Origin of the sequence: Micromonospora sp. NPDC049274, assembly GCF_040678875.1 — a bacterium.
In the GTDB taxonomy this organism is placed as follows: Bacteria; Actinomycetota; Actinomycetes; order Mycobacteriales; family Micromonosporaceae; genus Micromonospora.
In genome coordinates, this window is record NZ_JBFAQS010000012.1 from 112,341 (window position 1) to 126,054 (window position 13,714).

The window sequence follows — 13,714 nt, forward strand, 5'->3', positions numbered from 1 at the left end:
TCGATCGTGGCGCTGACGATCGTCGCCGCGCTGGTGGTGACGCCCGCGCCGGCGCTGGCCGACCCGCTGCCGATCGGGCAGTGCACCACGTCGTCCGGGGTGATCCTTGCCGTCGACTTCAGCAAGTGGGGTGGGCCGCTCCTGCGCTCCTGCGGCACCACCCCGACCACTGGTTACCAGCTGCTCAATCAGGGTGGTTGGCGTACCACCGGGACGCAGCACGACGGGCCGGCGTTCATCTGCCGGATCGGCTACGCCGGCCACCAGGGCGGCACCCAGTACCCCACAGCGGCGGACGAGAGGTGTGCTCTCACCCCGCCGGCCAGCGCGTACTGGTCGTACTGGCACGCCGACCCGGGGCAGAACAGCTGGGTCTACAGTCAACTCGGCGCGATGAGCTACAAGCCCAAGCGCGGCAGCGTCGATCTGTGGATCTTCGGGGCGACCGACATCGGGGGCACCGAGGGGCGGCCCCGGTTCACCCCGGACAGCGTCCGAGCCCACAACAGCAAGCCGACCGGCACGGCCCCCGCCGCTCCGCCCCCCGCCGTACCCAGCCCGGCCCAGCCCGGCGGCGGGAACGCACCGGGTGCTGGCAACCCCCCAGTGGTGGGCAATCCCGGAGGCGGCAACCCTCCACCCGGCCTCCCGCCGCCGGGAGCGCCGACATCGGCCCCGGTCATCGGCGTGCCGACGCCGTCGTCCACCGTGCTGACACCTCCGGCACCGGTGGTCCCGTCCGCTTCGTCGAGCGCCACCACGGACGGACCACGCATCCTCGACGCGGCGCCCACCGCGACGGCGGCCCGCCAGGGCACCGGCTCGGCGCTGCCGGCGCTGATCACCGTCGGGCTGCTGGCCCTGCTCGCCCTCGCCGGCGGTGTCGTCGGCTGGCGCCGCCGCCGCACCTGACCCGATGCGCCCCATCCGTGTCGGCCTACTCCACCGCCTCGCGGTAGCCCGGCTGCCGCGCTCCCTGCATCCGGTGGCCTGGTGGCTGTGGGCGCTTGCCCTGGCCACCGCCGCGAGCCGCACCAGCAACCCGCTGTTGCTGCTGCTCATCTTCGCGGTGCTCGGCCTCGTCGTCAGCGCCCGCCGCACGGACGCGCCCTGGGCGCGGGCGTTCCGCTACTACCTCTACCTCGCCCTGATCATCATCGCGATCCGGGTGGTGTTCCGGACGGTCTTCGCCTCCGGCATCACCCCCGACGACCACATCCTGTTCCAGCTACCGCACCTGCCCACCCCCGAGTGGTACGCCGGCATCCAAATCGGCGGTCCGGTGTCCCTGGAGGCGACCCTGTCCGCCGCCGTCGACGGGCTCCGGTTGGCCTGCCTGCTGTGCTGCATCGGTGCCGCCAACAGTCTCGCCAATCCCAAGCGTGCCCTGCGGGTCCTTCCCGGCGCGCTGTACGAGCTGGGTGTCGCCGTCACCGTCTCGCTGAGCGTCGCACCGCAACTCGTGGAGAGCGTCCAACGGGTGGCCCGTGCCCGCCGGCTGCGCGCCGGCCGGGCCAAGGGCCTCGGCGCCGCACGGGCCATCCTGATGCCGGTCCTGCACGACGCCCTGGACCGGTCGCTGCGCCTGGCCGCCGCCATGGACTCCCGCGGCTACGGCCGAGTTGGCACGGCTACGCCGGGCTCGCGGCGGCTCACCGGGGTCCTCATGCTCACCGGCATGGCCGGCCTGTGCGTCGGCGTCTACGGCCTGCTCGACCCGCGCGTGCCCCGCCCGGTCGGGCTCGGTGGCCTCGGCGGTGGTGTGCTGCTCTGTGTCGCCGGGATGGCGCTCGGAGGGCGTCGCGTCTCCCGCAGCCGGTACCGGCCCGACCCGTGGCAGTGGCCGGAGTGGACGGTCGCTGGCTGCGGCGTCGTCACTGCTGTCGTGCTCAGTGCCGGCACCGGCTACGACCCCGCCGCGGTCAACCCGAGCCTCTATCCGCTGCACTGGCCCAGCCTGCCCGCCCTACCGGCCGCCGCGATCCTCGTCGCCGCCCTCGCCGCGATCGCCGCACCGACACCCCCGCGCCCCCACCGCCCGGAGCCCGAACCTGTGCGACGCCGCGCCGCCGACACCGCAGGAGCACCGTCATGATCCGCTTCGAGCGCGTCAGCATCACCTACGACGGGGCGTCCCGCCCCACACTGCGCGACGTCGACCTCGACATCGACGAGGGGGAGCTGTGCCTGGTCGTCGGACACACCGGCGCGGGAAAGTCGACACTGCTCGGCGCGATCAACGGCCTCGTACCGCACTTCACCGGCGGCACCCTGCAGGGCAGCGTCCGCGTCGCCGGCCGGGACACCGCCCACCACCCACCCCGCGAGTTCGCCGACCTGGTCGGCGTGGTCGGGCAGGACCCGGTCGCCGGGTTCGTCACCGACACCGTCGAGGAGGAACTGGCGTACGGGATGGAGCAGCTCGCCCTCGACCCGGCGGTCATGCGGACCCGGGTGGAGGAGACCCTCGACCTGCTCGGCCTCGCCGACCTGCGACACCGAGGCCTGCACGAACTCTCCGGCGGCCAGCAGCAACGCGTCGCGATCGGCGCGGCGCTCACCGCCCACCCACGGGTCCTGATCCTCGACGAACCGACGTCCGCGCTCGACCCGACCGGCGCGGACGACGTCCTCGCCACCATCACCCGACTGGTCCACGACCTCGGCGTCACCGTCGTGCTGGCCGAGCACCGCCTGGAACGCGTCCTGCCGTACGCCGACCGGCTCATTCACGTCACCCGCGACGGCACCGTCCGCCACGGCGACCCGGCCATCCTCATCGCCGGCACCACCGTCGCGCCACCCGTGGTCGCACTCGGACGCCTGGCCGGCTGGTCACCGCTACCCCTGTCCGTGCGCGACGCCCGCCGGCACGCGGCCGCCCTACGCGACCGGTTACCCCCGACACCGCCGCGACCACACCGACACTCCCACGCCGACGCCCGCAACGCCCTGACCGCGGCCGGCGTGATCGTCCGCCACGGACCGGTCGTCGCCGTCCGCGGCGTCGACCTGACACTGGTCCGCGGTGAGATCACCGCGCTCATGGGCCGCAACGGATCCGGCAAGTCATCGCTGCTCTGGGCCCTGCAAGGCTCGGGCCGCCGAGATGGCGGCAGCATCGCCGTCCCTGATCCGTCACACGGCACCCTCGATCCGGGACAGGTCAGTGCCAGCCAAGCCCGCCGACTCGTCGGCCTCGTCCCTCAGACCGCCACCGACCTGCTCTACCTCGACACCGTCGACGCCGAACTCGACCAGGCCGACCGCGACGGCGCCGAACCGGGCACCGCCCGGCGTCTCCTCGACGCCATCGCCGCCGGCATCGACGGCGACAATCACCCCCGGGACCTGTCCGCCGGGCAGCAACTCGCCCTGGTCCTCGCCATCCAACTCGCCGTCACCCCCGGCGTGCTACTCCTCGACGAACCCACCCGTGGCCTGGACTACCAGGCGAAAGCTGCGCTGACCCGTACCCTCGACGACCTCGCCGCACAGGGCCGCGCCGTCGTCGTGGCCACCCACGACGTCGAGTTCGCCACCACCACCGCCGACCGGGTCGTGGTCATGGCCGACGGCGAGATCATCGCCGACGGCCCCGTCCCGACCGTGCTCACCGCGTCGCCCACGTTCGCCCCGCAGGTCGCGAAGATCCTCGCGCCGCTGCCCTACCTGACGGTCGGGCAGGTCGCCGCCGCCCTCGACGATCCGGCGGTGCCCGCATGACGACACCGAACGTCGCGGTCCGCGTGCCTCTGCGCGCCGTGCTCGCGATCACCATGGCGTCGTTCCTGGGCTTCGTCGCGTTCCTCTGGCCGTTCGTCGTCGCGCCGGGCACCTTCGGCTCCACCCAGACCCCACCGCTGATGTTCGGCGTGCTGCTGCTCCTCGTCCTCGCCGTCATCTTCGCCGAGATCGCCGACGGCAGGATCGACGCCAAGGCGCTCGCCATGCTGGGCGTGCTGTCCGCGATCAACGCGGCCCTGCGGCCACTCGGCGCCGGCACGGCGGGCATCGAGACGGTCTTCTTCATCCTCGTGCTCGCCGGCCGGGTCTTCGGGCCCGGCTTCGGCTTCGCGCTCGGCTGCACCTCGCTGTTCGCCTCCGCCCTGCTCACCGGGGGAGTGGGGCCGTGGATGCCGTACCAGATGTTCGGTTGTGCCTGGGTCGGCATGTTCGCCGGCCTGCTACCCCGGGTACGGGGACGGGCCGAGATCGTCCTGCTCGCCGCCTACGCCGCCGTCAGCGGATACTTCTTCGGCTTCATGCTCAACCTGTCCTTCTGGCCGTTCTCGCTCGACCCGACCAGCTCAATCGCCTACCAGCCCGGTCTGCCCATGCTGGAACAACTCCACCGGTACCTGACCTTCTTCAGCGTCACCTCGCTGGGCTGGGACACCGGACGGGCAGTCACCACGGCCGTCCTCGTCACCCTCGCCGGACCAGCCGTGCTGGGTGCGTTTCGCCGTGCAGCCCGCCGGGCGCACTTCCAAGCGGCCCCGAAGTTCACGAGCGCCGTCACTGACGTGGACGCCAACGCAACGACGAATCGACATGCGTAAGGCAGCCAATTTCGCCCTCCAGGGGACCAGTTGAGGCTTCGGGCACCGCTCGCAATCATGGTCGCCGTGTGCTGCCCAGTCGCTCTGTGTTTGTCGTTGCCTTCCGCTATGGTCACGCGCGTTCTGACGCACCTTTGGTGGTTTAGAAATGGGACATGTGTAGCACGCGGCTGCCCCTAGAGGGTCGTGGGAGCTAGCCGTTCGATTGGAACAATGAATCATCAGGTTTTCGAAATGTCGGCTAGTCGACCCTCGGTCGCTGCAGCACGCCTTTGGTCGGCGCTTCACGGTAGAGTGCGCAGCCACTCAGGGACGAGCGTTGACTTGGAGTAGCTGTGGCAAAACAGACTGTTAGCGAGGCTCGCCTGTTCGATGACAACCCCGCCGACGAAGATCTTCTCGGTTTTGATGCCATCGCCGACGTCGTCGCGCGCATTGTGGGCTCGGGAGGTCTAGACCCGGTCACTGTCGGAATTCACAGCGCCTGGGGTGGTGGTAAGTCGACAGCGCTTAACCTCATCGCGAAGGATCTTTCTGCGCTCGGGCACGTTCTCGTGGTTCGAATCGATCCATGGGAGTTCGAGAACGCCGAGGACATGCGTGGCACTCTGATCGCCCAGGTCCTCGACACGTTGCAGAGTCAGCTGCCAGTAGAAGAGACAGCCAAGTCAAAGATTGTCCTGGAGAAGCTGAACGAGCTACGCAAGCGGATCGCGTGGGGGCGCGTGGCAAAGGTTCTGATCACCAGCGCGGTCACCATGTCGCCCGGGATTACTGACCTCGTTGATGCCTTGACGCCGGAAGCGAGGACTGGCGAAGCCGATCAGGTCCAACAGGGCATGGCGGGATTCCGGGAGCAGTTCCAAGCCCTCATGGATTCGATGGATGGTCTGGCGAGGGTCGTCGTGCTAGTGGATGACCTGGACCGCTGCCTGCCGCCGACGATCATGGCGACGCTGGAGTCGATCAAGCTCTTCCTGTCAGTCAAGAAGATGGCGTTTGTGATCGCCGCAGACCAGAACTTGATCCGGGATGCGGTCGACGTCGAGCTGAGCGGAGCCGCTCGTGGGGGCTTCGCGAAGGTCTACACGGAGAAGATCGTGCAACTCCCGGTCACGCTGCCCATGCTGTCGATCGAGCAGGCTGAAGCCTATATCGCGTTGCTGCTGTGCAACTCGGGTTCCGCGACCGGCGGCCGGTACAAAGAGATCGTCGCCCTCTCCCGCAAGCGGCGGGTGGAGGGTAAGGCACCCTATGTACTTCCAGGCCAATCGGACAGCGAACCCACCGTGGCGACGCTGACGCTTGCAGCGAGCATCGCGCGTGGCCTTGCAGCGGACATATGGCGCAGTCCTCGATCGATCAAACGGTTCCTTAACGCGCTGGCGGTGCGTGAGCACTTGGCGTCCCTCGCCGGCGCGGAACTGCCACTTGAGCTGCTGACGAAGCTGTATTTGCTGGAGCTACGCCACGATGAAGCGTTTCAGGCGCTGGCGAAGCAGACAAAAAGCGAGCGGCAGGGGTTCATCGACGCATGGGAAGACTGGGCACAAAAGATTGATGGTGCTAAGGCCCCCGAAGGCGTCAAATCCGACACGAGAGAGTGGGCCGCTCATCCTCCGTCGCTGAAAGACGACGCCGACGCCATTGACCGCTATCTGAGCGTCGCAGCGACGCTGAAGAGCGACGTGCGCTTCGGCGGGGCGATCAGCGCTGAGCAGCTCGAACTGATTGAACTGCTCGCGCACCCCTCCGACGCAACCCGCAACGCTGCCGTTACGCAAGTGGTGGCACTACCCGACGACGATCAGGACATCGTGGTTCAAGGCCTTTGCGATCAACTTGCCCGCACCAACGAGCCGGAACCGCTCATCAAGGCCCTTCAGCAAATTTCCGATCAGGTACCGCGGTTGGTGGAGCCCGTGACCACCGCCCTAACCGCACCTGCTGTTCTCCATACGATGCAGGTGCACCACGTCGCGTACCTGGCTGGCCTTCCGGCTGTCATCCATGCCCTTGTCGGAATGACAGGCGGCGATGAAGATGTCGTGCGCGCCGCACTTGAAGCGTTGGAAGAAAACAGCTGACCATGGGCACGTCAGGCGCCTACGGCGGCAGCGGCTCCAACTCATGGGATGCGGTGCACGATTCCTACTCGGACATGTCCACACCATCGTCGCCACCGCCGACGTCACCACAGGTCGAAAAGTTCGTCAACTCGTTGCTCAAGGCTCTCGCTACCGGGTCGTCGCAGGGTTCGCCCGGTTCGGTTGGGTCCCTCTTACCGTCCCGGCCCAGTTCTACGGGATCTGGGTCGTCCAGCTCCAGCACCGGTGCTGGCGGCGGCGGTCGTAACCTCGGCAGGCAAGTCGGGCGCGGGGCCACGGCTATCGCCGGTGCGCAAGCCCTGCGGAGCGGTGATGCGGCGACACTTCGCGAAATCGGTCTTGATCTCAATCATCTACGCTCACTACAGGGCACCCGAGCACAGTGCGCCTACATCGCTGACACGATCCTGGGAGCCCCCAGCCATCCCGATGAAGTGGCGCTCAAGGCGGCCACCATACGGACGATGGCAGAGCTGATGAAGTCCAAGGAGGAGGTCGATCTCGATGGTCGAGTCGAGATGTTCATTGAGAATCTCGCCTACGAGCAGGTGCTGGTGGAGTTGACGTCGCAGCGGCGGGAGAACATCACCACGCCGCAACGAGCTCAGCAAATCGAAGAACGCGCCAAAAAATATTTGCATTCAGTCATATCCGCCCGCGGCATCGTGCCGAAGGCCAAGAGAACCGTCCAGAGCCTAGTCGACTTCGCCTCCGGGCTCGCCGCCAAGGCATTCCGGGTCTTGGGGATGAAGGGTGGCGCATGAGGACTATCGAGCTGATACCCGAGGGCACCAAGCCAAAGATCAATTCACCGACGGTAATTGAATGGCCGCACGTCGCTGGCACCAGTCCGACGATGGAGGCCGCCGTCGGGTGGGACTTGGCCGAACTCGGTGACACCGATGACGTTACCCGCGACCTGCTACGTGTCGTCACTGCGGCATACCTGGCAGACCGCACAACCCGCAGGTCGAACCTACTGCTACGTCGCGAACTCGCCATAGCGGTCCACGTCGAAGACCCGGACGCGTGGACGCAGCCAGCGCTGGACCTAGCGGTGGACCTACTCCACTGGCTTACCGGAGATACCTGGCACCTGCAGGTGTTGCCGGCTCAAGCACCCGCCCGTCGCCTGCCCCAGACACTCCCGCCTGCCGATATTGTCAACCTCCTGTCGGGCGGCCTGGACTCCCTTTGCGGTGCGCTGCTGCAAATCAGAGAGCCACAGACCGCGCTGTACCTCGGCCACCGCGACACCTCCAACGCCGTACGCCACGCCCAACACCGAGTTGAACAGGCACTGCACCAACGGCGTACCGGCACCGAATACCTGCGACTAGCGCTCCGGCCGACCACCGCCATCAAGGAACCCACACCTCGCACGCGCTCCCTACTCTTCATGGCACTGGGCGTCGCTGTCGCCACAGGCCGACATGCGCACCGCGTCGTCATGCCTGAAAACGGCTTTACCAGCATCAACCCCCCACTCGAACCATCGCGCGGGGGCCCGCTCACCACCCGCTCCACCCACCCGTGGACCTTCCATCAGCTCGGCAACCTGCTCACCGAACTGCGCCTCACCGACATCCAGGTGACAAATCCCTATGCGGACATAACCAAAGGGCAACTGGTCGCAACCGCGCTTCGTCCGCGCAACGACGAGGACGCCGCGCTCGCCGCTGCAACGCTGTCCTGTGCGAAGCCCAACGCCGGACGACTCAAAGGCGGAAACGCGAACCTCAACTGCGGCCTGTGCATCGCTTGCCTCGTGCGTCGTGCCGCATTCATCGGGGGCCGACGACGCGATCAGACGGTCTACCTTATGGACGTCCTACCGCCGACCTCGCGCACAAAGTTCATCCGCTACCGTCGTCACGACATCGCCGCGTGGCAGTACACAAGCGCAGCCGGCTTCGACGAATACCGCGTCCTCGCCTCCGGCATGTGGCCGCCAGGCACCAACTTCGACCTAGTCATGGACATCTGTAACCGTGGACTCAAGGAGCTTCGACGTGTCCCAAGCCCTCAACCCACCCCGGCTTGACTGTCACGCCCACATCGCTCCGGACGTCACTCACGCGCAGATCACAGCCCTCGGCGGCGCCTTCATCTTCGCCATGACCCGCAGCCCCGCCGAGGCCCGAGCCGCAGCCCGACGCGACGACGACACCATCATCTGGGGATACGGCGCCCACCCCGGCATCAAATCCTCCCTGCAAGCAATCACCGCTGAAGATATCCATGCCGCGACGGAACAACACGTACTCATCGGCGAGGTCGGACTGGACACGGCGACCGCCCTTGCGCCGCAACAGACGGCCCTCGCCAAGATCCTTGAGGGCTGCCACCAGCAGCCCGTGCTCATCTCGCTGCACAGCACTGGCCGGACCGCCGAGCTTGTCCTCGCCCTCGAACGACAGCCACATCCCGGCGCAATCCTTCACTGGTTCAACGGCACCGCCAATGAGATCAAACGAGCATCCGCGATTGGCTGCTACTTCTCCGTCAACGGCGCGATGACCGATGAACGCCTCAACCTCATACCGCCGGACCGAATCCTACCCGAAACAGACTTTCCAAGTAGCCGCAGATCCACCAAGGCGAAACTCCCAGGCGACACCGCATTCCTCGAATCGCGTCTCGCGGCACTACTTGGCACCTCTACGGCTGATATCAGTTCGCTTTGGTATCGGAACCTAGCCAAACTTGCACAACGGTCACGGACGCAGCAGCGTCTACCGCTCGCATTGCAGCAAACACTAGTAGCTACATCGTAAAGAACTGTTGCAAGAACCCTCGGTCGTCTGTTGTCGGCAACCCGCCTACATCTCTCGTGCTGGCCTGTCGAAGTCATCAGAAAGGCTGCGGGTGATTGAGCTAAACCTGCTGCTTGTACACTTACGCAAGGTTATTGCGGGCAGTCTTGAGCCAGCCCTGGCCGTACCCTAACCTATGAGCATGTGCACCCAATCTGGTGCACGTCTGCGACGAAGCGGTGTTCACGTCCCCCCTCGGACACCACTTCTCGTGGATATCCACGCGAGATCAACTTCCCTCGCGTGGGGACGCGAACCGGTACGTGGCATACGTGCATTTGAACGCCGGGAGTGGCCTCCCGCTGCGCTGACACCGCTGTGTCCGCTCTGGCGGGGGCCCAGGTGAGTTCAGGCCGCCCGCGTCCCCGCCAGCCCGACGAGCAGCTCGTCGAGGCCCTCGTGCCAACCCCGCTGCCCGTCGCGGTACCGGAGCCGGCACCGCTGCCGACATTGCCCACGCCCGCCGCCCCCAGTGGCGGTGGCCGCCTGCTGTTCGACGTGGCGCGCCCCGACGCCGCCGGCCGCGTCACCGCTCGTGCACTGCTGCGGGCGTTGGGCTGGACACCGGGCCTCACCCTGCACGTCGACGTCGTGACCGGCGCAATCCTGATCACCCCGGCCGCCGAAGGCGCGCACGAAGTGGGCGCCCGCGAGGAACTGCCCCTACCGGCCGCCGCCCGACACCTGTGCGGCATCGCTCCCGGCGAACCCGTGCTTCTGGCTGCCCTGCCCCGCCAGAACCGCATTGTCGCGCACCCCTCAAACACCATCGCGGCGGTCCTGGCCGACCTGCACGCCCGCATCCTCGGAGAGCCCTCATGACCACGGATCCCGATCGTGTCGCCACCGCCCGGGCGCTGCTGAAGCACCTGGACGTTACTGCCGCCGACCTCACCGACAGTAACCGGACCGTCGTGCCGACAGTCGCCGAGTACCTTCCTGCTGTTGTCGCGGCGGCGAGCCCGGCCACCCGACGCACCTACGGCAGCTCGTGGCGACGAATGGCCGCCGCCTACGGCGATCGGCGCATTGACGCAGTGCGGGCCAGCGACATCGAAGCCCTCATGCGACAGGCCGCCGCAGGCGCCCGCCCTCGCCGCAACTCGCGCCATGGTCGGCACGCCGGTGAGCATCTCATCGCCGCAGCCCGCGCCTTCTACAACCGCGCCATCGCCGACGGCTACCTGAGCATCATGGACAGCCCCGCCCACAAGGTCCGCAAACCTCGCCGGCTGCCCAACACTCGCCGTGCCCTCACCCCCGACGAACTGTCCGACATCAACGCCGCCGCCCGCACCGGCGGCCACGACATCGTGCTCGACGCCCTACTGCTGCGCCTGCACACCGAAACAGCCTGTCGACGCGGCGGCGCCCTCGCGCTGCGCCTGACCGACCTGGACACCGACCATGCGCTCATCCGGATGCGCGAGAAGGGCGGCACGCAACGTTGGCAGCCCATCACACCGATGCTCGCCGGCCGACTAAACGATCACGCCCGAGCCCGCGGCGCCGTCGCACCGACCGATGCGCTGCTGCGCTATCGCAACGGCCAACCCGCCACCTATCGGCGCTACGACCTGCTGTGGAGACGCATCGGCCGACAGCCACCGTGGGTCGCCGCCCAGGGAATCACCGCGCATTGGCTGCGCCACACCACCCTGACCTGGGTCGAACGCCACTTCGGCTACGGTGTGGCCCGCGCCTACGCCGGACATACCGACCGCCAGGGACCCGCCACCACCACCTACATCAAGGCTGACCTCCAAGCCGTCGCTACCGCCCTGGCAGCTCTTACCGGTCAGCCACACCCATTGGCCGTCGAACAGCGAGGGCGCCCACGGCCTTCGGTGCAGCCTGTCGAGCCGCCGATCCGGTAAACGTGATCAGGTCGAACGCCACCGATCCGCGTCACAAACGAGGCCGCTGAACTCGATGACCGGCGCGTCACGCCGGCCGGCTCGAACGACCGGTCGTGGTCGCCCCCGGACGGGGACAGCAGCACGTCGAGGTCGTGGCGTGCGGCCGCCTCGACGACGCTGGCGACGAAGCCCAACTGCATGTCGGTCAACCGCTGGCTGGCCGGGGGGATCACCAGCCCGAGGGTGCGGGTGCGTCCCTCCTTGAGCGCGCGGGCGCTGGCGTTCGGTCGGTAGTCCAGTTCGGCGATGACCGCCTGGATCCGCTGCCGGGTCCCCTCCGACACAGTCCGTTTCCCGCTCAGAACGTAGGAGACGGTGCTGCGGGACACCCCCGCCCAGCGGGCGATCTCCCCGATGTTCATGCCGCGCCCTCGAATCGATTCTTGCCCCGAAACGGGCACGCACCCTCTTCCCTGCCGAGCATATCCGTCCGGAAACCCAAGCCCCGAGTCAGCAAGTTCCCCGGCCAGCGGGGCGTCGACCGGGTCGGATGCGACGGCCCGCGCCCGGTAGCGCGACGAATGGACGGGCATTAATGTAAACAGGTATGACGTGTGACGTCGGTCTGGGTTGGTAGCGAGGCTCGAACCACCGCCGCCCACGGCACCAACCGTATCGAACTGGATCGGTTCGGCAGCACAGGCTCAACCCGCCACCACCACGCTCCACCACACCGCCGAGAGGATCCGATGAATGTGAAGAGACGACTGAGTCGTCTGCTCGCCGCGACGGGGACCATGCTGGTTCTCGCTGTCGGCGCCAGTATCTACGTGGTCTCGGACGCGCCGGGTGTCGCCCGTGCCGCCGGCACGGGACCGTGCGACATCTACGCCTCGGGGGGCACCCCGTGCGTGGCCGCGCACAGCACCACCCGCGCGCTGTACGGCGCGTACAACGGCCCGCTTTACCAGGTTCGCCGCTCGTCGGACAACACCACCCGCGACGTCGGCGTGCTGAGTGCGGGCGGCTACGCCGACGCCGCCACGCAGGACACGTTCTGCACCAACACCAACTGCGTCATCACGATCATCTACGACCAGACCGGCCGCAACAACCGCCTCACCCAGGCCATGGGTGGCGGCGTGCCGGGCCCCGGCCCTGGCGGGTCGGACAACCTTGCCGACGCGAAGGCGGCCCCGATCACGATCGGCGGCCAGAAGGCGTACGGCGTCTACATCGCTCCCGGCACCGGCTACCGCAACAACAACACAAACGGCATCGCGACCGGCGACCAGCCCGAAGGCATCTACGCCGTCCTCGACGGCACGCACTACAACAACGGGTGCTGCTTCGACTACGGCAACGCGCAGACGAACGCCATGGCCGACGACATCGGCATCATGGAGACCATCTACTTCGGCAACAACAAAGTGTGGGGCTACGGCGACGGCAACGGCCCCTGGATCATGATGGACATGGAATGGGGACTGTTCTCCGGGGTGAACGCGCGGTACAACCCCATGGCGCCCATCAGCCACCGCTTCGTGACGGCCATCGTCAAGGGTGAGCCGAACCACTGGGCGGTCCGCGGCGGCAACGCGCAGTCCGGCGGGCTGACGACCTACTTCGACGGGCGCCGCCCCAACGGCTACCACCCAATGAAGAAGGAAGGCGCCATCCTCCTCGGCATCGGCGGCGACAACAGCAACACCGCCCGCGGCACCTTCTACGAAGGCGTGATGACCTCCGGCTACCCGACCGCGGCGACCGAGGACGCGGTACAGGCGAACATCGCCGCTGCCGCGTACGCGCCGTCCGGTGGCGGTAACCCGACACAGGGCGTCCAACTCGTCGGCGGCCAATCCAACCGCTGCGTCGACGTGCCGAACGGCACCACCACCAACGGCACCCAGGTCCAACTCTGGGACTGCGTCGGCAACACCGCCCAACGCTGGACCCACACGGCCGGCAAGCAACTGCAGGTGTTGGGCAACAAGTGCCTCGACGCCAGCGGCCAGGGCACCACCAACGGCACCCAGGCCATCATCTGGGACTGCCACGGTGGCACCAACCAACAATGGAACATCAACTCCAACGGCACCATCACGGGCGTCCAGTCCGGGCTCTGCCTCGACGCCAGCGGCGCCGGGACCGCCAACGGCACCAAGCTCCTCCTCTGGGCCTGCAACGGGCAACAGAACCAGCGCTGGTCCACCCGCAGCTGATCCGTGCCACCACCCGATCGGCGGTGCCGCCTCCGCGAGTCTCGCGGAGGCGGCACCGCCCGTGGTGCGGCTCATGCGCGGCGAGTGGGGCGTCAGCACCTGCAGCGCCCAGCGCGAGAGACCCTCAAACGCGGGGGCAGGCCA

Annotated in this window: 12 protein-coding genes; 11 read left to right on the plus strand and 1 reads right to left on the minus strand. The window is 67.6% G+C overall.

All coding sequences use genetic code 11. The features are described 5' to 3' along the window. Positions 1–6 precede the first annotated feature (6 nt). The 10 genes from AB0K10_RS22460 (at position 7) to AB0K10_RS22505 (ending at position 11,363) form a co-directional block, all read left to right on the plus strand. The gene (locus tag AB0K10_RS22460) at positions 7–912 is read left to right on the plus strand and encodes a hypothetical protein (protein ID WP_363686353.1); all 906 of its coding nucleotides are present in this window, start codon (positions 7–9) and stop codon (positions 910–912) included. Positions 913–916: 4 nt separating this feature from the next. Next, on the plus strand, positions 917–2,095 hold the full coding sequence (locus AB0K10_RS22465) for a CbiQ family ECF transporter T component (protein ID WP_363686355.1): 1,179 nt from the start codon (positions 917–919) through the stop codon (positions 2,093–2,095). Next, positions 2,092–3,726: an ATP-binding cassette domain-containing protein gene (locus AB0K10_RS22470; protein ID WP_363686357.1), complete on the plus strand. Its 1,635-nt coding sequence runs from the start codon at positions 2,092–2,094 to the stop codon at positions 3,724–3,726. The genes AB0K10_RS22465 and AB0K10_RS22470 overlap by 4 nt, the downstream gene beginning before the upstream one ends. Further along, entirely contained in the window at positions 3,723–4,562 is an 840-nt protein-coding gene (locus AB0K10_RS22475) for an ECF transporter S component (protein ID WP_363686359.1), read from the plus strand. Before AB0K10_RS22470 ends, AB0K10_RS22475 begins: the two co-directional genes overlap by 4 nt. 335 nt (positions 4,563–4,897) lie before the next feature. Beyond that, positions 4,898–6,649, plus strand: coding sequence for a P-loop NTPase fold protein (locus tag AB0K10_RS22480; protein WP_363686361.1), 1,752 nt, complete (start codon positions 4,898–4,900; stop codon positions 6,647–6,649). A 485-nt stretch (positions 6,650–7,134) separates the two neighbouring features. Then, on the plus strand, positions 7,135–7,434 hold the full coding sequence (locus AB0K10_RS22485; RefSeq protein WP_363686363.1) for a hypothetical protein: 300 nt from the start codon (positions 7,135–7,137) through the stop codon (positions 7,432–7,434). Beyond that, positions 7,431–8,714 (plus strand): hypothetical protein, encoded by a 1,284-nt coding sequence (locus AB0K10_RS22490; protein WP_363686365.1) that lies wholly within the window; start codon positions 7,431–7,433, stop codon positions 8,712–8,714. The genes AB0K10_RS22485 and AB0K10_RS22490 overlap by 4 nt, the downstream gene beginning before the upstream one ends. Next, positions 8,683–9,447, plus strand: a complete 765-nt coding sequence (locus AB0K10_RS22495) for a TatD family hydrolase (RefSeq protein WP_363686367.1) — start codon at positions 8,683–8,685, stop codon at positions 9,445–9,447. The genes AB0K10_RS22490 and AB0K10_RS22495 overlap by 32 nt, the downstream gene beginning before the upstream one ends. Before the next feature lie 381 nt (positions 9,448–9,828). Continuing rightward, positions 9,829–10,308 carry a hypothetical protein gene (locus AB0K10_RS22500; RefSeq protein ID WP_363686369.1) on the plus strand — a complete coding sequence of 160 codons (480 nt, stop codon included), beginning with the start codon at positions 9,829–9,831 and terminating at the stop codon, positions 10,306–10,308. Then, positions 10,305–11,363, plus strand: a complete 1,059-nt coding sequence (locus tag AB0K10_RS22505) for a site-specific integrase (RefSeq protein WP_363686371.1) — start codon at positions 10,305–10,307, stop codon at positions 11,361–11,363. The genes AB0K10_RS22500 and AB0K10_RS22505 overlap by 4 nt, the downstream gene beginning before the upstream one ends. Here the strand turns inward: AB0K10_RS22505 and AB0K10_RS22510 are convergent. Beyond that, positions 11,285–11,767 carry a LacI family DNA-binding transcriptional regulator gene (locus AB0K10_RS22510; RefSeq protein WP_363686373.1) on the minus strand — a complete coding sequence of 161 codons (483 nt, stop codon included), beginning with the start codon at positions 11,765–11,767 and terminating at the stop codon, positions 11,285–11,287. The genes AB0K10_RS22505 and AB0K10_RS22510 overlap by 79 nt on opposite strands. Before the next feature lie 327 nt (positions 11,768–12,094). Between AB0K10_RS22510 and AB0K10_RS22515 the strand changes: the two genes are divergently transcribed. Beyond that, positions 12,095–13,570 carry an arabinofuranosidase catalytic domain-containing protein gene (locus AB0K10_RS22515; protein ID WP_363686375.1) on the plus strand — a complete coding sequence of 492 codons (1,476 nt, stop codon included), beginning with the start codon at positions 12,095–12,097 and terminating at the stop codon, positions 13,568–13,570. The last annotated feature ends 144 nt before the right edge of the window (positions 13,571–13,714 follow it).